Annotated in this window: 21 protein-coding genes; 17 read left to right on the forward strand and 4 right to left on the reverse strand. The window is 51.7% G+C overall.

What is annotated here, in order from left to right:
- The first annotated feature begins 4 nt into the window (after window positions 1-4).
- The 12 genes from pheA to ACTF5Z_RS03985 all read left to right on the forward strand — a co-directional run bounded on the left by pheA (window position 5) and on the right by ACTF5Z_RS03985 (window position 10,348).
- Entirely contained in the window at window positions 5-1,132 is a 1,128-nt protein-coding gene (gene pheA / locus ACTF5Z_RS03930; protein WP_438984575.1) for a prephenate dehydratase, read from the forward strand.
- The gene (locus ACTF5Z_RS03935; RefSeq protein WP_438984576.1) at window positions 1,132-2,031 is read left to right on the forward strand and encodes a prephenate dehydrogenase/arogenate dehydrogenase family protein; all 900 of its coding nucleotides are present in this window, start codon (window positions 1,132-1,134) and stop codon (window positions 2,029-2,031) included. Before pheA ends, ACTF5Z_RS03935 begins: the two co-directional genes overlap by 1 nt.
- Window positions 2,021-3,331 (forward strand): 3-phosphoshikimate 1-carboxyvinyltransferase, encoded by a 1,311-nt coding sequence (aroA, locus tag ACTF5Z_RS03940; RefSeq protein WP_438984577.1) that lies wholly within the window; start codon window positions 2,021-2,023, stop codon window positions 3,329-3,331. Before ACTF5Z_RS03935 ends, aroA begins: the two co-directional genes overlap by 11 nt.
- Window positions 3,328-3,996, forward strand: coding sequence for a (d)CMP kinase (gene cmk, locus ACTF5Z_RS03945; RefSeq protein WP_438984578.1), 669 nt, complete (start codon window positions 3,328-3,330; stop codon window positions 3,994-3,996). The genes aroA and cmk overlap by 4 nt, the downstream gene beginning before the upstream one ends.
- A gap of 91 nt (window positions 3,997-4,087) precedes the next feature.
- Window positions 4,088-5,785 (forward strand): 30S ribosomal protein S1, encoded by a 1,698-nt coding sequence (gene rpsA, locus ACTF5Z_RS03950; protein WP_438984592.1) that lies wholly within the window; start codon window positions 4,088-4,090, stop codon window positions 5,783-5,785.
- A 103-nt stretch (window positions 5,786-5,888) separates the two neighbouring features.
- The gene (locus ACTF5Z_RS03955; RefSeq protein ID WP_009574976.1) at window positions 5,889-6,182 is read left to right on the forward strand and encodes an integration host factor subunit beta; all 294 of its coding nucleotides are present in this window, start codon (window positions 5,889-5,891) and stop codon (window positions 6,180-6,182) included.
- Between the two features lie 16 nt (window positions 6,183-6,198).
- A complete protein-coding gene (locus ACTF5Z_RS03960) occupies window positions 6,199-6,477 on the forward strand; it encodes a LapA family protein (RefSeq protein WP_423849115.1) in 279 nt (92 codons plus the stop codon).
- Window positions 6,474-7,685 (forward strand): lipopolysaccharide assembly protein LapB, encoded by a 1,212-nt coding sequence (gene lapB, locus ACTF5Z_RS03965; RefSeq protein ID WP_438984579.1) that lies wholly within the window; start codon window positions 6,474-6,476, stop codon window positions 7,683-7,685. Before ACTF5Z_RS03960 ends, lapB begins: the two co-directional genes overlap by 4 nt.
- On the forward strand, window positions 7,682-8,386 hold the full coding sequence (gene pyrF / locus ACTF5Z_RS03970; protein WP_423849117.1) for an orotidine-5'-phosphate decarboxylase: 705 nt from the start codon (window positions 7,682-7,684) through the stop codon (window positions 8,384-8,386). Before lapB ends, pyrF begins: the two co-directional genes overlap by 4 nt.
- A gap of 107 nt (window positions 8,387-8,493) precedes the next feature.
- Window positions 8,494-8,817, forward strand: a complete 324-nt coding sequence (locus ACTF5Z_RS03975) for a ComEA family DNA-binding protein (RefSeq protein ID WP_438984580.1) — start codon at window positions 8,494-8,496, stop codon at window positions 8,815-8,817.
- 102 nt (window positions 8,818-8,919) lie between these two features.
- Window positions 8,920-9,882, forward strand: a complete 963-nt coding sequence (locus tag ACTF5Z_RS03980) for a DHH family phosphoesterase (protein ID WP_438984581.1) — start codon at window positions 8,920-8,922, stop codon at window positions 9,880-9,882.
- 7 nt (window positions 9,883-9,889) lie between these two features.
- The gene (locus ACTF5Z_RS03985) at window positions 9,890-10,348 is read left to right on the forward strand and encodes an MOSC domain-containing protein (RefSeq protein ID WP_438984582.1); all 459 of its coding nucleotides are present in this window, start codon (window positions 9,890-9,892) and stop codon (window positions 10,346-10,348) included.
- A 4-nt stretch (window positions 10,349-10,352) separates the two neighbouring features.
- Here ACTF5Z_RS03985 and ACTF5Z_RS03990 read toward each other — a convergent pair whose 3' ends face one another.
- Complete coding sequence (locus ACTF5Z_RS03990; protein ID WP_438984583.1) at window positions 10,353-10,934, reverse strand: Tll0287-like domain-containing protein; 582 nt, start codon at window positions 10,932-10,934, stop codon at window positions 10,353-10,355.
- A 140-nt stretch (window positions 10,935-11,074) separates the two neighbouring features.
- Here ACTF5Z_RS03990 and ACTF5Z_RS03995 point away from each other — a divergent pair, with 140 nt between their 5' ends.
- The gene (locus ACTF5Z_RS03995; protein WP_438984584.1) at window positions 11,075-12,364 is read left to right on the forward strand and encodes an NADH:flavin oxidoreductase/NADH oxidase family protein; all 1,290 of its coding nucleotides are present in this window, start codon (window positions 11,075-11,077) and stop codon (window positions 12,362-12,364) included.
- A gap of 49 nt (window positions 12,365-12,413) precedes the next feature.
- Here the strand turns inward: ACTF5Z_RS03995 and ACTF5Z_RS04000 are convergent, their stop codons facing one another.
- A complete protein-coding gene (locus ACTF5Z_RS04000) occupies window positions 12,414-12,965 on the reverse strand; it encodes an alpha/beta fold hydrolase (RefSeq protein WP_438984585.1) in 552 nt (183 codons plus the stop codon).
- Between the two features lie 64 nt (window positions 12,966-13,029).
- Window positions 13,030-15,249, reverse strand: a complete 2,220-nt coding sequence (locus ACTF5Z_RS04005; protein WP_438984586.1) for a TonB-dependent receptor — start codon at window positions 15,247-15,249, stop codon at window positions 13,030-13,032.
- Between the two features lie 182 nt (window positions 15,250-15,431).
- On the opposite strand from ACTF5Z_RS04005, the gene ACTF5Z_RS04010 reads away from it, so the two are divergent.
- From ACTF5Z_RS04010 to ACTF5Z_RS04025, 4 genes are read left to right on the forward strand one after another with little or no spacing between them, the layout of a single operon-like run.
- A complete protein-coding gene (locus ACTF5Z_RS04010) occupies window positions 15,432-16,115 on the forward strand; it encodes a short chain dehydrogenase (protein WP_438984587.1) in 684 nt (227 codons plus the stop codon).
- Entirely contained in the window at window positions 16,099-17,010 is a 912-nt protein-coding gene (locus ACTF5Z_RS04015) for an aminotransferase class IV (RefSeq protein WP_438984588.1), read from the forward strand. The genes ACTF5Z_RS04010 and ACTF5Z_RS04015 overlap by 17 nt, the downstream gene beginning before the upstream one ends.
- A complete protein-coding gene (locus ACTF5Z_RS04020) occupies window positions 17,007-17,738 on the forward strand; it encodes an HAD family hydrolase (protein ID WP_423849846.1) in 732 nt (243 codons plus the stop codon). Before ACTF5Z_RS04015 ends, ACTF5Z_RS04020 begins: the two co-directional genes overlap by 4 nt.
- A 35-nt stretch (window positions 17,739-17,773) precedes the next feature.
- Window positions 17,774-18,538, forward strand: a complete 765-nt coding sequence (locus ACTF5Z_RS04025) for an SDR family NAD(P)-dependent oxidoreductase (RefSeq protein WP_438984589.1) — start codon at window positions 17,774-17,776, stop codon at window positions 18,536-18,538.
- 75 nt (window positions 18,539-18,613) lie between these two features.
- On the opposite strand, the gene ACTF5Z_RS04030 is transcribed toward ACTF5Z_RS04025, so the two are convergent.
- A partial coding sequence (locus ACTF5Z_RS04030) for a bile acid:sodium symporter family protein (protein WP_438984590.1) occupies window positions 18,614-19,254 on the reverse strand: 641 nt, incomplete at its 5' end.

Genomic DNA, 19,254 nt, shown 5'->3' on the forward strand with positions numbered 1-19,254 from the left:
ACCAATGAGTGACACTCAGCCAACACCGGAATTGCTAGTGATTCGTAATCGTATCGACGCCCTTGATAGCGAAATATTGAAGTTAATTAGCGAGCGGGCACAGTGTGCACAGCAAGTGGCAGAAATCAAAGTCGCCGAGGTGTTGGCGCAAGCCAAAGAGACGGGTGAGTCTCCAGAGCCGGTTTTTTACCGACCTGAGCGCGAAGCGCAGGTGCTCGCAAAAATAAAAGAGCGCAATCAGGGCCCGCTGGCTGACGATACAGTCGCCTACATTTTTCGGGAGATTATGTCTGCCTGCTTGGCGCTTGAGCGCCCATTGCAGGTAGCGTATTTGGGGCCCGAGGGGACCTACACTCAGTCGGCGGCGATTAAGCATTTTGGCCATGCGGCGGTTTGCGTTTCGCAGGATACCATTGACCGCGTGTTTGCAGAGGTGGAATCGGGTGCCTGCCACTACGGTGTCGTGCCGGTTGAAAACTCGACTGAAGGCATGGTGAGCCATACGCTCGATAGCTTTATTGATACGCCACTGCAGATCGTAGGCGAAGTAGAAATTCCGATCCATCACCACTTATTGGCTTTAAAAGGCTCGTCGGTGGACAACGTGACTAAAATTATCGCGCATCAGCAGGCGCTGGCTCAGTGTCGCAATTGGCTGAATCATCATTGGCCCCATGTCGAGTGGCAGGCAGTGTCGAGTAATGGCGAGGCAGCTAAACGTGCTGCTAAAGAGCCTGGAGTTGCGGCGATTGCGGGTGATGCTGCTGCAGAGTTCTATGGCTTAGAAAAACTCGCCGAGCGTATTGAAGATAACCCAGAAAACACCACACGCTTTTTGATTATTGGCCGTGATGAAGTCCCTCCCAGTGGTCAAGATAAGACCTCTTTGGTCGTGTCCTCACGCAACAAGCCTGGCGCGTTGCTGGGTTTGCTGGCGCCTTTCCAGCGCGAGGGGATTAGCCTGACGCGTATTGATACGCGCCCATCAAAGACGGAGAAATGGGCCTACGTATTTTTTATCGAGTTCGAGGGCCACTGCCAAGATACCAAAGTCGCGGCGATTCTGAGCGAGCTTGAAGAACAGTCTATTTTGATCAAGGTCTTGGGCTCTTACCCGCGGGCAGTGTTGTAATGAACGTAGGTTTTTTGGGGCTGGGCCTGATCGGAGCCTCACTTGCCAGTGCCCTGCGCGATCGACCTGAAATCCATGCTTTGATTGGCTATGGCCACCGCCCATCCACAGTGGATGCCGCATTATTAATGGGTGTTATTGATCGCGCAGTCGAGCAACCTGAGCACCTGCTGGACTGTTGTGATGTGGTTGTTATCGCAACACCGACCCTGCTCGCGCAAGAGCAAATGGTACAGCTTGTGCGTATTGCCGAGACCATGGAGTCTGCTCCTATACTGACCGATGTGGCCTCAGTAAAAGGGAATTTGTGGCGTGCAGTAGAATCCATGGGGCTGCCCTCTTGGCCCGAATATGTGGTTTTGGGGCACCCAATTGCCGGCTCTGAGCGTTCTGGGGTGCACGCAGCTAAAGCCGACTTATTTGTCGATCATCGTGTTATTTTGACTCCTCATGAGGGTAATTCAGCGGCTGCTGTGCAGCGTGTGGCTACGCTATGGCAATGGGCTGGTGCAGAAGTCATATCGATGCCTGTAGAGTTGCACGACAAGGTTCTCGCAGCAACCAGTCATTTGCCGCACATGCTGGCCTACTCGTTGGTCGATACCTTGGCTCAGAGCGATTTGTCGGTAGATATTTTTCGTTACGCAGCGGGCGGTTTTCGTGACTTTACTCGAATTGCTTCTAGTGACCCGGTGATGTGGCGTGATATCGCCTTAGCGAATAAAGATGAAGTGCTCAGTGCGCTAGATGCGTTCAGCGCAGGACTTGCCGACTTGCGAGCCGCTATTGCGAACTCGGATGGTGAGCAGATGATGACAATTTTTGAGCGGGCGAAAAGCTCGCGAGATACCTTTGTGGTAAAGCAGAACACGAAAAAGGACGAAACAGATGGAGTTTAAATGTTTGCCTGGCGGATCAGTAGTCGGTGAAGCTCGGGTTGCCGGTGACAAGTCGATTTCGCATCGTTCTATTATGTTTGGGTCTATCGCCGAGGGTGTGACCGAAATTTCAGGATTTTTAGAGGGTGAAGATGCGTTAGCTACGGTTGCCGCTTTTCGTTCGATGGGGGTACAAATCGACGGGCCTGTCGACGGGAGAGTCACTGTGTACGGCGTGGGCTTGCACGGATTAAAGTCGCCCAGTACACCCTTGGATATGGGTAACTCGGGCACCAGCATGCGCCTGATATCGGGCATTGTCGCCGGCGCTGGTTTGGAAGCGACGCTTACCGGTGACGTGTCCTTGTGCAAGCGTCCAATGGGCAGGGTCATCGATCCCTTAAGGCTGATGGGTGCGTCTATTAGCAGTGAGGAGGGTGGTCGCCCGCCCTTAAAGATTGCTGCCAATAGACCATTAAAGGGTATTGATTATGTTTTACCCATGGCCAGTGCTCAGGTTAAATCCTGTGTATTGTTGGCGGGACTGTGGGCCGAAGGACAAACATCAACCACGGAACCTGCTCCGACTCGAGATCATACCGAGAGAATGCTCGCGGGCTTTGGTTATCCTTTGGAGCGCGAAGGCGCCAAAGTGACATTGGGTGGAGAAGGGCGTCTGCAAGGCCGTTCTATTGAAGTGCCCGCCGATATATCTTCAGCTGCCTTTTTTATGGTTGCGGCTTCTATTGCGCCGGGTTCTGACCTGCTGCTGTCACATGTTGGTATTAACCCAACGCGCGTGGGCGTGATCAACATATTGCGTTTAATGGGCGCCAACATCGAGTTACAAAATGAGCGCGAGGTCGGAGGCGAACCGGTAGCTGATATTCGCATTCAATACGCTCCCCTGAAAGGTATCGAAATACCCGAGGAACAAGTGCCTTTGGCGATCGATGAATTTCCGGTGCTGTTCATAGCGGCTGCCTGTGCTGAGGGCCGCACCATTCTGCGCGGAGCCGAAGAGTTGCGTGTGAAGGAGAGCGACCGGATTGCGAGTATGGCCGAGGGTCTAACAACGCTGGGTGTCGCGAATGAGGTCTTGGAAGACGGCATCATTATCGATGGCGGTCAGATCGGTGGTGGCACGATACAAACACATCATGACCATCGTATTGCTATGAGCTTCGCCATTGCGGCCCTGCGAGCTAACGACACGATTATTGTGCAGGATTGCGACCCAGTAGCGACTTCTTTCCCGAACTTTGATGCTATTGCCAGAGGATTGGGTTTGCAAATTACGACCTTGGATGCAGACCGTTGATTCCAGTTCTTACCATCGATGGCCCCAGTGGCGCGGGCAAAGGCACAATCGCCCGTTTGATGGCCGAGCGATTGGGGTGGCACTTATTGGATTCAGGTGCACTGTATCGACTGACGGCATTGGCCGGCATTGACCGTTCATTGTCTTTAGATGACGCTCCGGCTATGGCTGCCTGCGCTCGAGCGCTAGATGTTGACTTTAAGATTATCAACCACACGGTCGTGATTGAGCTCGATGGCACTGATGTGACCTCTCGGGTACGCAGCGAGGAAGCAGGTATGGGCGCTTCCAAAGTCGCCGCCTTGCCCTCAGTTCGAGATGCTTTGTTTGAAAGGCAGCGAGCTTTCCAGCAAGCGCCGGGCCTGGTCGCTGATGGCAGAGACATGGGTACCACAATATTTCCCGAGGCCACTGTGAAGATTTTTTTAACTGCAAGCGCCGAGGCTAGAGCGGAGCGCCGCGCAAAACAGTTGCTTGAATTAGGCGAAAATGTTAGTCTGCCGCGCCTTTTGGAGGACATCAAGGCCCGAGATGAGCGCGACAGCGCCCGATCGGCGTCCCCGCTAAAGCCCGCTGACGACGCGATTACGCTCGATAGCACGGCTTTATCGATCGAGGAAGTGCTAGCCATCGTCGCAAAGGCGGTGGCAGACACGAACAGATAGAACGAGCGTATCAGGGCTTTACCAGCGTCGGCCCAGTGCGCTGAACTTAACAACCCGCGTGAGCTGGAGCGCGGCGAGAGTCGAAAGACTCATTACACAACAGGTAGAAACCATGAGCGAAAATTTCGCCGAATTATTTGAAGAAAGTTTGAAAACCGTCGACATGGAACCCGGTTCGATCGTCACTGGTGTTGTTATCGACATCGACAACGAGTGGGTCACTGTTCACGCTGGTCTTAAGTCCGAAGGTGTGATTCCAATGTCACAATTCGTTGACGCCAACGGTGAGTGCACCTTGTCGATCGGTGACGAAGTACAAGTTGCTCTAGAAACTGTAGAAGACGGTTTCGGCGAGACCAAATTATCACGTGAAAAAGCGAAGCGTGCAGAGTCTTGGAAAGATCTTGAATCAGCTCACGCCGGTGATGAAGTGGTTAAAGGTATTATTAACGGTAAGGTCAAAGGTGGCTTTACTGTGGACATCAACTCAATCCGCGCCTTCTTGCCTGGATCCTTAGTTGACGTGCGCCCAATTCGCGAGACTCTGCACCTCGAAGGTAAAGAGCTCGACTTTAAAGTGATCAAGTTAGACCAAAAACGCAATAACGTTGTGGTATCACGTCGTGCGGTGATGGAAGAAGCCAACTCAGTGGAGCGCGAAGCCCTGCTCGAGAACCTACAAGAAGGTATGGCAGTTAAGGGTGTTGTTAAGAACTTGACCGACTACGGTGCCTTCGTTGACTTGGGTGGTGTAGATGGTCTGTTGCACATCACTGATATGGCTTGGAAGCGCATCAAGCATCCATCTGAAATCGTTGAAGTTGGCCAAGAAATCGACGTTCGCGTGTTGAAGTTTGATCGTGATCGCAATCGCGTGAGCTTGGGTCTGAAGCAATTGGGCGAAGATCCATGGGTGGAAATCAAAAACCGTTACCCAGAAAACGCGCGCTGCATGGCAACCGTCACCAACCTGACCGACTACGGCTGCTTTGCTGAGTTGGAAGAAGGTGTTGAAGGTCTAGTTCACGTTAGCGAAATGGATTGGACGAACAAGAACGTGCATCCGTCTAAGATCGTTCAATTGGGCGACCAAGTCGAAGTTATGGTTCTTGATATCGACGAAGAGCGTCGTCGTATTTCTTTGGGTATCAAACAGTGTCAGCAAAACCCTTGGGATGCTTTCGCTGCTCAGTACAACAAAGGCGACAAAATCTCTGGTGGAATCAAGTCGATCACCGATTTCGGTATCTTCATTGGCTTGGAAGGCAACATCGACGGTTTGGTACACTTGTCTGATATCAGCTGGAACGAAACCGGAGAAGAAGCGGTTCGTAATTTCAAGAAAGGTGACGAAATCGAAACTGTTATCCTGTCGATTGATCCCGAGCGCGAGCGTATCTCGTTGGGTATCAAGCAACTTGAAAATGACCCCTTCTCGAACTACGTTGCCGAGAATGACCGCGGCGCCATCGTAACGGGTACGGTAACTGAAGTTGACGCCAAAGCCGTTATTGTTAGCTTGGCAGACGAAGTTGAAGGCGTGTTGAAAGTTGCAGACATCAGCCGTGAGCGTATCGAAGATGCGCGCAGTGCCTTCAAAGAAGGTGATGCCGTTGAAGCGAAAATCATTGCTGTTGATCGTAAGAACCGCACCATCGGCTTGTCGATCAAAGCGAAAGATTACGAAGACGAGCAAGAAGCGGTTAAGTCGCTACGTGAGCAGGATGCAGCGAGCTCTTCACCAGGCACCATTGGTGATCTGATTAAAGCGCAAATGCAAGATCAGTAAGAAAGTCCCCGAAAAAGGCCCCAATAGGGGCCTTTTTTTTGTTTTAAATTAGGGACTTGTGCTATCGTAAGCACGTTACTTGGCCCATGAAAGACAAAACGGAATGACCAAAAGCGAACTCATCGAAGCCATTGCGGCAAAACAGACCCAACTTTCATTGAAAGACGTTGAACTTGCCGTGAAAAGCGTCCTTGAGCAAATGTCAGATGCATTGTCCTCCGGCGACCGTATTGAGATTCGTGGGTTTGGCAGCTTCTCGTTACATTATCGCGAGCCGCGATTAGGTCGAAACCCAAAAACGGGGGACTCGGTCGATTTAAACGGCAAATACGTGCCCCATTTCAAACCCGGCAAAGAACTCCGCGAACGGGTTAATAAAGGGCTGAGCCTGTCTTGATGGTGATGAGCACCACATGAAGATCCTCCGGCGTTTGCTTGGGTTTTGTTTTATTGCCGTCGCCGCTGCGGTGTCTGCAGTATTCATCGAAGTTAACCCTGCTGATACTCAGATTAGCGGTTTGGGTCTAAAGTTTTTAGTTCTACCCCTCGGAGCGTGGTTGATCATTTTCCTTTTAACGGGTGTGCTTTTAGGGTGGCTATTGTCGCTCCCTGCCGTGGCTCGTATTTCATGGCGCGCTCAGCGCTCGGAACGAGCGCTTAAAAGGCAGGCTGACGAGAGCGCTATAAAGTGAGTTCAGCGCCCTTATTTATTCTCATTTTAGTGGCTATTGCCATTGGTTGGTTTCTGGGCAGGGGCTCAGGACGTGCTCGGATCATGGCACCGCGATCAAGCGATTATTACAAGGGGCTAAATTATCTGTTGGACGGTCGCCCCGATGGTGCGCTCGATGAATTTATCGATTCTTTAGAAGTCAGCCCACAAACCTTCGAAACTCATATTTCCCTAGGTAACTTATTACGTAAAAAAGGTGAGGTGCAGCGGGCAATTCGAGTGCATGAAAACGTGCTTGCCCACGTAGACTTACCCGCAAGCTTCCAACACGAGGCACATTTAGAGCTGGCACGCGATTACATCGCCGCTGGGTTATTGGATCGTGCTGAGCAGTTGTTGCTCGATTTAATTGGAGAATCGGACGCTAAGGCTTTGGGGGCAAGACGCTACTTGATCGAAATCTATCAGATGGAGCGCGACTGGGATAAGGCCATTGCGATGGCGAGTTCCTTACTGGCAAAGCGCTCATTTTTTGGCGGGCGCAAAAGCGATGTGGCTGGTCCCGGCGAGCAGTCGGTGAATGTGCTTTTGCCCCATTTCTATTGCGAATTAGCTGAGGACCGTTTGCAACGCAATGACCTCAAAGGTGCACAAGAGGCGCTCGCGGCTGCTTCCAGAGAAGATCCAGCAAACGTAAGAGTCACCCTAATGAGTGCGCAAATCGCTGTAGACCAACAAAAATTTGATCAAGCGATCGAGCTGTTGGCGAGTGTCGAACAACAAGACGCTGAGTTTTTACCCGAGGTGGTTCCTTTACTCGGCACCTGCTACGAGGCTTTGGGCCAATCCGAGCGCTTTGGAGATTTCTTGCGTCAAAGCCTTGAGAAGTACCCAACGCCGGGATTGATGATTGCTTTGGCGGATCATATCAAAGATAACGAGGGCGCCGAAGCTGCGGCGATTTTCTTGACCGATGCCATGCGCGATGCAGCCTCTTTGCGAGGTTTGTACCGCTTGATGCTGTGGCAATTGGGGGAGAGTCGTTCGCAGTTGGCGTCCAAGCTTGAATTGGCCATGACTTTAATGCGCCAACTCACCGAGACGAGCCCTGCCTATCGCTGTCAGCATTGTGGCTTTAGAGGTCAGCATCTGCATTGGTTTTGTCCGGGCTGTAAATTCTGGGGTTCGATAAAGCCCATCGGATTAAAGAAGACGATTAATACATGAGTATTTCTAACATTAAGCCGGTTATCGTGGCTCTTGATTTTTCTTCGCAGGATGCCTGCTTAGCTTTGGTTGATCAGCTTGACCCCGCGCTGTGTCGTTTAAAGGTCGGCAAAGAGATGTTCACTCACTACGGACCGTCGTGGGTAGAGACGCTGCAAGCCAGGGGTTTTGAGTTGTTCTTAGACCTTAAGTTTCACGATATCCCGAATACGGTGGCGGCTGCGCTTCGAGTTGCTGCAGATTTAGGTGTGTGGATGGTAAATGTGCACGCCAGTGGTGGGCGTAAGATGCTGACCGCTTCAGCTGACGCTTTGGCGGCCTATCAAAAGCGCCCCCTCTTGACCGCGGTGACGGTCTTGACGAGTTTATCTGATGAGGAGCTCGTAGAGGTGGGTATTGCCGGCAGCGCGCAAGAACAGGTTCAGCGACTAGCTGCACTGTCTGTTGATTGTGGGGTCGATGGTGTTGTGTGCTCTGCCTTAGAGGCCCCTTTAGTGAAGAGTGTTTGCGGAGGTTCCTTTTTGACCGTTACGCCGGGTATTCGTCCGCTCGGCGCAGATCTCGGCGATCAGACTCGCGTTATGACGCCCGAGCAAGCCGTTGTAAACGGCGTGGATTACATGGTGATTGGTCGACCTATCACTCAATCCGCTGACCCCATTGCAACGCTGAACAGCATTCACAAAAGTCTGGGTCTCTAGGCATCGATTTCGTTTATTGTTCATCTTAGTGCGCCAGTTGCTTGGCAAGCGGGCGATGATTTTTTATGTTTTATGTGCGCAATGAAGCGCACTACAACAGGAGAATTATGATGAACAGGATGTTATCACTCAATCTAAGCCGCGCCTTTATGGCCTTACTTACAGTTGCTGCCATAAGTTTGACGGCGCTACCCTCGTTTGCTCAGGATTTCGAGCCGCAAGTAGCGGAAGTCACCCAGGTGGATTTGAACTCTGCCGATGCGGAGACCTTGGCGACTGTGATGAAAGGTGTGGGTATCTCGAAAGCGCGTGCGATTGTCTCGTATCGGACGCAGTATGGACCCTTTGCTAGCCTGGATGAATTGACTGAGGTGAAGGGTATTGGGGTGTCTATTTTAGAGCGTAATCGAGACCGCCTAGTACTTCGCTAGGTCTCCGGCGCGGTCTTTGGATCGCGCCACTTTACTTTGACTTTGTTGGCCAATTCCCTATGCTGTGCGCTTATCTTTAGTGGTAGTAGAACAGGGGGTACGGTGGCGAATTACGATGTATTTAATGGCGATGCCGATGGAATTTGTGCGCTAGCTCAATGGCGTTTAGCGCATCCCGCCGAGAGTTACCTAGTGACTGGGGTTAAACGCGATATCGCTTTGGTGTCACAGGTGCCGACTGATGCACAGCATGAGGTGACAGCTCTCGATATTTCGTTTGATAAAAACCGTGATGACGTGGAGCGGTTGCTTGCGGCTGGTTCGCATGTGTTTTACTGCGACCATCATTATGCGGGTGATATTCCAGAGCACGAAAACTTAACAACGGTGATTAATCCGGCACCTGAGGTTTGCACTGCATTGCTGATTAATGGCGTCCTGAAGGGGGCCTACGCCGATTGGGCTGTAGTAGGTGCGTTCGGTGATAATCTTCACAAAAGCGCCAAAGCTCTGGGCAAGACGCTGACCCTGAGTCGTGATGCTTTAGACCTGTACGAGCGTTTGGGGCTGTATCTTAACTACAATGGCTACGGGCCAAGCCTAGAGGATTTGTACTATCACCCGGCAGAGTTGTATCGAGCGGTTGTACAGTGTGACTCCCCAATGGCGTTCGTTAATGAACAGACATCAGTGTTCGATACACTAGCCGAGGGTTATGAGTCGGATATGTCCCAAGCGGCCGCACTCGTGCCTGAAATTGCTACCGAGGATTATGCTATTTATCGCTTGCCCAACGCGGCGTGGGCTCGCCGAGTTAGTGGGGTGTTTAGCAATAGCTTAGTCGAAGATAACCCCGATCGAGCGCATGCGATATTGACGGACTTAGGCGACGACCATTCCTTAGTCAGTGTGCGCGCGCCGCTTAACCGGCGCGAAGGTGCGGATACTTTAGTCCGTCAGTTTCCAACAGGCGGTGGTCGGGCGGCAGCGGCAGGCATCAATCGTCTGGCTGAAGCGGATGTGCCTCGATTCATTGAGGCGCTTGCCAAAAACTACAGGCGTTAAAACTCGTATGAATACATCAGCGCAACTTCTAGGAATTGCCCGTCGAGCCCGGCCCAAAGCTTTGATGGAGCCGCTGCGCCACGGCGTGCTCAGTAGTGAGCACGGTTTGTCTGGAGATTGCCGTGGAAAGCCGGGAAAGCGTCAAGTAACGGTCTTGAATAAGGTACAGTGGCAGCAAGCTTGCGCAGCGATAGGGCGAGATCTTGAGTGGACCACGCGTCGCGCCAACCTCTTAGTCGATAGCATTACTTTCGGACCACAAGATGTGGGCAGGGTGCTGGCGGTTGGGAAGGCTCGCCTGCAAGTATCGTATGAATGCGACCCTTGTCACCGCATGGATGCAGTAGCCGAGGGCTTGCGAACAGCACTCGAGTCAGACTGGCGCGGGGGCATCTGCTGCCGGGTCGAACAGGGCGCCATCATTCGTGTGGGCGACCCTGTATATTGGCTCGATAGATCGGGATAGTTCGTCACTTTCGAGCGTCGGGCTTGAGTAAACTAAAAATGCCACGTACCTCGCCCAGCTCATAGCCTTGTGCGCGATCCTCGGGGTAAAAGGCTGTTAATGCGTCTAAGGTGTCGTCATCCAAATGTTTGCCATGGCAAGTTAGGCAGAGTCCCTCGGTTAACTGTGCCTTGGCGTAACGAAATCCTTCGGCGGTTTGTTCGGAGGACTCTAAGTTCTGTGTCTCACCCGCAAGAATGGCAGCTTTGAATGCATCGATCTGAGTTTGCTCCCACGTATCGGGATGAGCTGTGGGGTTACGGTTTTTATCGCTGGCGCGTCGAATAACCCAGCCGCTTTCTAAGCTTAGGCTCTGGGCGATAGCCGGCGCTACTTCAGCGCATACGCTAATGGCATGCGCCGGGCCTCCAGATTGCAGTGCTTGCTTGAGCTGAGGCTTTAATTGGCCCGCAAAGCGAGCCACTAACTGCCTCGCCTCCTGTGTTGGTTCTGTCTCTGCTTTTCCCTGCTCAGCGGATACCTGCAGGGGGGAGAGGCTAAAAACGGAAATCGCAAATGCCGCGTGCGCGAGCGTTAACCTTGGCATAAATAGACCCTTGTGAGCGTGTTTGTGTCATCATAACGTGAGCATGGTAAGAGATCTCTGACGCAGGTCAACCGACTCGTTGACATATAGCGATGCAAAGAGCTTGAAAATCCGAACAATAAATACAAGAAGGTAAGTCGATGTCTGTTTCTTTAAGTGATTCTTTAGTTCTCCCTTGCGGTGTAACCTTGCCCAATAGGATTTGTAAGGCGGCGATGACAGAGGGTTTAGCTGCGCCTGATGGTTGTGCGACGCAAGCGCTCGAAAATCTATACGGCATATGGTCTGACGGTGGCGCTGGGCTGCTGTTGTCCGGCAATGTCATTATCGATCGCGATCATCTGGAGCGTCCTGGCAATGTCATTGTCGATCGTCAAATGTCCGATGAAAAGCGCGAAGCTTTGGCGTCATGGGCAAAGGCGGCCACCCGAAATGGCAATCAGTTTTGGGCGCAGATCAGTCATGCGGGTCGTCAAACACAGAAGGTTGTGAATGCTCATCCTAAAGCACCGTCGGCGGTAAAACTGGGCTTGCCCGGGGGCCAATTTGGTGAGCCCGATGCCTTAACAGAAGCCGAAATTAACGAAATCGTAAATGGTTTTGCACACTGCGCGGCGACACTTAAAGACGCGGGCTTTACCGGGGTACAACTTCACGCCGCACACGGCTACCTGCTATCACAATTTTTAAGCCCTAGAAGTAATCAGCGCGATGACCAATACGGTGGCTCGCTCGAGAATCGGGCTCGATTACTGCTTGAGATCTATCATGCAGTACGCGCGATTGTGGGTGCCGACTTCCCTGTTGCAGTTAAGTTAAACAGTGCGGATTTTCAAAAAGGAGGCTTCGATTTTAACGAGAGCCTGCAAGTCGCTACCTGGTTGCAAGAGGCGGGAATTGATTTGATTGAGGTGTCGGGTGGTACCTATGAACAGCCCAAACTGCTGGATTTAGAAGGTGTCGAACCGGTCGAGGAGCAAGCGGTAGCAGCCTCTACCTTGGCTCGAGAAGCTTATTTTGTGGATTTTACCAAAGCGATGCGCGAGACACTAAGTGTGCCTCTGATGGTGACCGGTGGTCTGCGTCGACGCGATGCTATGGAAGAAGCACTGAATGAAGGTGGCGCTGATGTGATTGGTATTGGTCGGCCAATGTGTGTGATGACTGACGCGCCTAAACGCCTGCTGGCCGGCGAGCCAGAATTGCCGCGCTATGAAAAGCAGCTGTCATTGTTGCCGTCTTGGCTCGGCTTTTTGAATCACCTGAAACTGTTTCGAACCATCGGTGCTTTCGCAACCCAGTATTGGTATTACGAGCAGATTGCTTTAATTGGTGAACAAGGACAGGCGGCGAATGACTTGTCGGTGATGAAGGCGACCAAGACGCAGACCGCACGCGCGAAAACTTGGTTGGCAGCCAGACCTAACTGAGCACGGATTTTCGTTGGGTGGGTCGGCGTTTTATTAGCCCTGTTTTCGATTACTTCGCGAAGAACTCAGTAAGCACGGTGTCCATGACATCGTGTTCTATCATATGACCCTGTTTCGGTAGAATCTTCCAGTGATCTGCTTGCAAGAGCCCCGCGATGTTTTGTAGCTCTGCTGGCTCACAAATAGGGTCATCTGCGCCGGCGATCAAGGCTAGATAGTGCGGCTTGGAAATCAAACCGTGGGTGAGGGCAGCGTCTAAACGCTTAAGGCGAGGTGGGCGGGAGCTAAAACCTTGGGTGCGTAAGTGTGTTCTCCCGAGCAAGGGTGAGAGGAGCAGCACTTTTGTCGCTGCCATCAAGGGCTGATCAATAAGTGCATGCAATAGCACGTAGCAGCCATAGGAGTTGGCGATTAGATGGGTATTGTCGCAAGCATTATCGTGAAGCAGTTGCTGAACGGCTGCGATTTGGTCGCCGAAACTGTGAGAGAGAGTCACATCATTAAAGGCGACACCGCCGAACTCAGTGGCACGAGACTGTAGATGGCGACCGAGGCCTTGGTCAAGCTCGCCGCCGCGTCCGCTTAGGTATAAAATTTTCATATCGATATCAATAAAAAACCCCGGAGCCGATAGTCGACGCCGGGGTTAGGATCTTTAGGTGCGCTTAAAACGAAACGGTGACATCAACGCCCCAAAGTTCTGGGTCGCCGTATTGCATGGTCGTGAGTAAGCCCCATTCAATACCATTCATGCGATATTCTTCGTCAGTCAGGTTCTTGCTCCAGACGCCAATACGGACGTCTTGCGAACCGATCTCACCTTCCCAGTTCAGGCGGGCATTCAACAATCCGTAAGAATCGATGTTGGTATTTACCGTATTGTAGGGATCGGGGAAGATCGAAAAGTCGTCCGTGTATGCGTAGTCCAGACGCGCGGTTAACGTACCGCCAGCGAGCTGCATACCATGCTGCAAGAAAGCGTTGTAGGTGAGTTCGGGCGTATAGGGGAAGCTGTTGACGTTTTTCGCGTCAAACAGTTCACCTGGCGCGACACCTGCAGGGCAGGGATTGGCAAAGTTAGCGTCCAAACGACACTCGTCGATGTACTCGTCATATTCAGCGTCGAGAATGCCCACGTTCACACCAAAGGTGGTGGTCTCGGCTAGGGCATAAGCAAACTCGATTTCTGCGCCAGTGATAGTCGCAGCGCCTGCATTGGAAAAGACACTTGCCGCTTCTTGCTGGTTAAAGCGCGAGATCTGCATGTCTTCGACGTCGTTCATGAACACGGCACCGTTTAGGGTCAGATTGCCTGACGCGCTGCGATACTTGAATCCCGCTTCGTAAGATGTAACGGTTTCCTCGTTCAGAGGTGTCGATAGTTCTACTGGGTTGTTTGATTCAGCGTTGAATACGCCGGCTTTCCAACCTCGCGCAATACGACCGTACACGTTTAGCTCGTCTGATACCGCGTAGTTGAGGGCTATTGAAGGTGAGAAGTTATCGTAGCTCTCTTTGGCCGGCTTAAAGTTGTCTAGGACAGTTAGTCCGAAAGCAGGAATACCGAACGAGCGATAGACCTCTTTGTCTTCTTCCGAGTAGCGAGCACCCAATGTCACGGTCAAATCTGACATGGATTCTGGGGTGTAATCGACTTGGGTAAATACCGCCCAGCTGGTGTTATCCAGACCGTACTCGGTATCGAGCAAAGGCGACCCGTAAAGCGGTAAATCCAAAGGGTTGATCGTGCGGCCATCTTCGGTGAAATAATAAATACCCGCCACGTAATTTAAATTATCGCTGCTGCGCAGAAATTGTAGCTCTTGGCTGAAGCTGTCGTATTCGACATCGCGCGAGGTTTGTAGCAAGTGAAAAGGCGTTGCGTCCCAATCAAGCGTATCGCGAGTCTCGATTGAGCGGCTACCGGTGATTGATTTGATGGTGAAATCGTCCGTGGTGTAGGTCAGCGTCAGTGCGTGCCCTGAAACTTCTACATCATCATCTCCGGCGCCATCAAGGCTGCCCTCATCGAAGCGATTGGGGCTGTCCCAGCCAATAATACCGTCCGTTAATCCAGGTACGGGAACGATGCGCGTCATTTGGAAGAAACGCGGGTTCTGATCAGTTTCAAAGCTGTCGTAACTATAGTAAGCATTTAAGCTGTCGCTTAGATCTGCATCGATAGCGAAGCGGAACGATTGTTTGTCGATGTTGCCAAAGTCAGCCGTGCTGGGTGGGTTGGCTCCGGTAATCTCATCACTGAAGTCGATATTTTTGACTACGCCGTCGCGCTTTTCTTGCGCGTAGCCAAAGGAGGTACGGATGCTGTCCGAAATTGGGATGTCCGCGCGAATACGTACAGCGCGTCTCGATAATTCGCCCGAGCCGACTTTGATGTCACCGCTGAGCTCTTCGGAGGGGCGGCGAGATACGAAGTTTATGGCGCCACCTAAGGTGTTTTTGCCGTACAGAGTGCCCTGGGGGCCACGCAGTACTTCGACGCGTTCTAAATCCATGACGTCAAAAATACCACCAGTATTTTTACCGACGTACACGCCATCGACGTATAAACCTACCGTTGCTTCTAAAGTTAGTGCTGGGTTGATGGTGACCGACCCGCGGATATTCACGGTTAAACCGTTTGAGTTTCCGGGTGTATCTGCAATTTGTAAGTTGGGTGTTAGCGCGCCAATATCTTGCGCATTGGCAATACCGAGTGTTTCGATGGTATCGCGCGTAATGGCAGTGATACTGACAGGGACATCAGCGAGAGATTGCTCGCGTTTCTGTGCTGTGACAATCACTTCTTCAAGTTGTGCAAAGCTTGGAAGCACGATGGTGCCTGCCAGCAACGCGATAGAGGTTGAAATCAAGCTCTTCTTCATGGTCGTATCCTTATATTTGCCCGCGGTGGTTATTGTGTACACTAGTCTTCATTGCTAGCCCTAGATTGTCTACCCTCAGAGAGACTAAATCCAGCCGGATATCGTCTGTTCTGTCGGTAAGAGTTGGCAAATTATAGTTATTTTTTGTGAGTGCTGGTGACTCATCCATACAGGTGGAATTCATGGGTAAAAAAGCGGCGGTAATTGGTGCGACAGGCGCTACGGGGCAACATCTTGTCATCGAGCTCGGTGACTGTGGTTATTACGACAAAGTACAAACCTTTGGGCGAAGATTAGTCGGATACCCAAGTTCGTTAGTGGAAGAACATCTCATCGACTTCGATCGGCCTGAGACATGGTCGAGCCTAATTCAGGCTGATGATATTTTTTTATGTTTGGGTACTACGCTAAAAACAGCGGGCTCCAAAGCGGCGCAATACAAAGTGGATTTTGACTACCAATATGCGTTTGCTCGTTGCGCACGGGAGGCGGGAGCGACGCGTATTTTTGTCATTTCGTCCCCTGGCGCCTCGCCCAAGGCCAAGGGGTTTTATTTACGCATGAAAGGTGAGCTTGATGAGGCCGTGAAAAAATTAGGCTTTGAAACCACCGTACTGATTAAACCTTCGTTAATCAGAGCTCGCAGAGAGGACCAACGAGTGGGTGAGATTTTGGGCGATCTTTTTCTGACACCACTGTGCAAGCTGCCGGGCTTACGCCGCTATCGCCCCATCAATGCCCAGGAGCTTGCGCGCGCCATTACAATTATTGCTACCCAAATCGAGTCGCCTGCGGCAGAGTACGTGTTGGATGACATTCAATCGGTTCTGCCAGAAGGAGACCCACCTCTTGAAAGGAACGCATGATTATTTAGATGACCCTCGTAACGCCGATATTCTAATCAACATTAACGGGGAGCTTTTCCCGCGGCAGCAAGCAGTGGTCTCCGTCTTTGATTCAGGATTTATTCTGGGTGACGGTGTTTGGGAAGGTTTGCGCGTACACAAAGGTAAGATCGCTTTCCTGAGCGAGCATTTAGATCGATTGTACGAGGGCGCTAAAGCGCTAGATATGGATGTTGGGGTGAGCCGAGAACAGCTCACTCAGAGGCTATACGATACCTTAAATGCCAATAGTATGCAGGAAGGCGTGCATATCCGCCTGATGGTGACACGCGGCATTAAAGCAACTCCATATCAAGACCCAAGGGTCACGATTTCGTCGGCGACCATTGTTATTATCCCCGAGTATAAGGAGGCTTTGCCCGAAACATCGGAGCGCGGCATCCGTTTATTCACCGTGCATGTGCGGCGCGGCTACCCCGATGTGCAAGATCAAAAGCTCAATTCACACTCTAAGATCAACTGTATTACCGCTTGCATCCAGGCCGCTAAAGCCGGTGCAGATGAGGCCTTGATGCTCGATCCACATGGTTTCGTTGCGACCTGCAATTCGACCCACTTTTTCATTGTACGAAAGGGCGAAGTGTGGACGTCCACCGGTGATTTTTGCCTCGGCGGAATCACACGTGGCAATGTGATCCGCTTATGTCGCGAATTAGATATTCCGGTCTATCAAAAAAACTTTAGTCTGACCGATGTCTACGGCGCCGATGAGGCCTTTGTAACGGGCACCTTTGCCGGCTTGTGTCCCGTCCGGGAAGTCGATGGTCGCACTATTGGCTCTGGCGAACGCGGTGCCATGGTGCAGCGTCTGCAAGTGGCTTACCTAGAGATGATCGAGCGGGAATCTATAGCATGACGCTACGTCTCGCCGTTTGGTCGGGGCCCAGAAATATCTCGACCGCGATGATGCGCGCTTGGGAGAACCGCGACGATTGCGAGGTTTTAGACGAACCCTTCTATGCATACTACCTCAAACAAACGGGATTAGATCACCCTGCTGCAGACGAGGTTATGGCTTCACAAAGCACCGATTGGCGCAAGGTTGTTGCTCTCTGTCAAAGCGAGCCTCCGAATAATGCGACAATTTTTTATCAAAAGCAGATGAGTTTCCATATGCTCGAAGAAGTCGATCGGGGGTGGATGTCGAAGCTAACACACTGCTTTCTTATCCGAGATCCTGAGTCGGTGGTGGCCTCTTACGCGCAAGTGCGCGAAACGCCAACGCTTGGGGATATTGGCTTTGTGCAGCAAGCCGAGCTGTACCATTATGTGTGCCAGCATTTGGATCCGAATCCGGTGGTCATCGATAGTGCTGAGTTTTTGGCCAACCCTGAGGCTATGCTGCGCGCGTGGTGCCTGGCTCTGGGTATTGAATTCTCTGAGCGTATGCTTAAATGGCCTGCAGGTCGGCGAGACAGCGACGGTGTGTGGGCCCCACATTGGTACGAATCCGTTTGGGCCTCTACGGGGTTTGCCGGGCCCCGAGTGACGAAGCCTGCATTGAACCACGAGTTGCGAGTGCTCGCTGATCAAGCGCGCCCTTATTACCAAGACTTGTATGACCGTCGCTTGCGAGTATCATGATCGAATCCTAAATAACGATAAAAACAAGGTGTGTTATGTCTAGAACGATGATGATTACGGGTGCAGCCCGTGGAATCGGCTTGACAACGGCGCGATACTTCGCTGAAAAAGGATGGCGTGTCGGGCTCTACGATTGCGATTCTGAAGCGATCACAGAAGTACTGCAGCAACCCGAATTTGGCCGCTGTTTTGGGGGTGTCTGTGACGTCACCGATGACGAGTCTGTCGCTTACGCATTACAGCATTTTGCCGAACAAACCCACGATATCATGGATGTTCTGGTCAACAACGCCGGTGTATTGTCTGCGGGTTACTTTGAAGAGCTAGAGCTCAAAGAGCAGAATAAAATGATCGAGGTAAATGTCTTGGGTGTTATGCGCGTGGCCCATGCTGCTTTTCCTTTGTTGAGGGAAACGCCCGGATCAACCCTCGTCAATTTATGCTCGGTCTCGAGCATTCACGGCGTGCCAACGCTGGCAATTTATTCTGCCAGTAAGTTTTTTGTGAATGGATTTACGGAGGCTCTAGCCTTGGAATGGGAGCGTCACGGCATTCATGTCGCATGCGTCAAACCCCCGATTATTAATACGCAGATGGGTGCGGCCGCGGGTGCTTTTCTGTCTGAAACACCGGCACCTACGCTCGAACCCATTGTCGTGGCAGAGGCTATTGATCGCGCTATTCACAAAGGCGGCACCGGCCACATTATTGGCACGGGGTCTAAAATATGGGGCTTGCTGGATCGATGGTTACCCGAGGCCGGTCGAGAATGGGTCGCCAGAAAAGTATTGGGGTTTTAGTTTGGATTCTTCGTCCAGGGCGAAAAACAGTATTGTCAACGTTATGAGTAATCGTTCGTATTGGCCTCTAGGTGTTTACTTGTTGTGGTGCTGCCGCTCTGCGCGACGCGCCCACAAAATATACAGCACCGCATTCAGTACCATGGGTATCGCATAGACGGCCGCAGGCACGGACAGAGATGCATCTCCAATTAGGCTCGCGGCCACAAAAAATGCGGTAACGACGTTTTGGACTCCGACTTCGATTGTCAGCGTACCGGTTTGCGCGCGATTCAAGGACAAGGCCTTGGCGATAACGTGGCCACACAGCATGCTGACAATATTTAAGAAAAACAGTGCGGGTACGAGTGTCGTGAGGTGCCCAGCAACGGTGTTGGGTGCGTTCAATAGGGTCGGTAACACAATCAGGCCCAAAACCAGTAGCGAGAGTTTTCTTACCCAAGGCTCAAGTTGCGCGACTTGTTTTGGGAATCTGGCATATAAGATCATCCCGACAATTACCGGTATTACTGTCATAGTCGCCAGTGTTTTAATGGTCTGGCCGACAGGTAGCGATAACTCAGCTTCTGTCCCCATAAAGTGACGTAGGGCAAGGTTTACAATAATTGGCAGTGTGACGATGGTGATACAGCTACTTGCTGCGGTTAGGGTCACGGATAGAGCTGTATCGGCTTTGGCCAAATACGAGAATAAGTTAGAGGTAGCGCCACCTGCGC

The organism is Aequoribacter sp., assembly GCF_965659035.1.
GTDB lineage: Bacteria > Pseudomonadota > Gammaproteobacteria > Pseudomonadales > Halieaceae > Aequoribacter.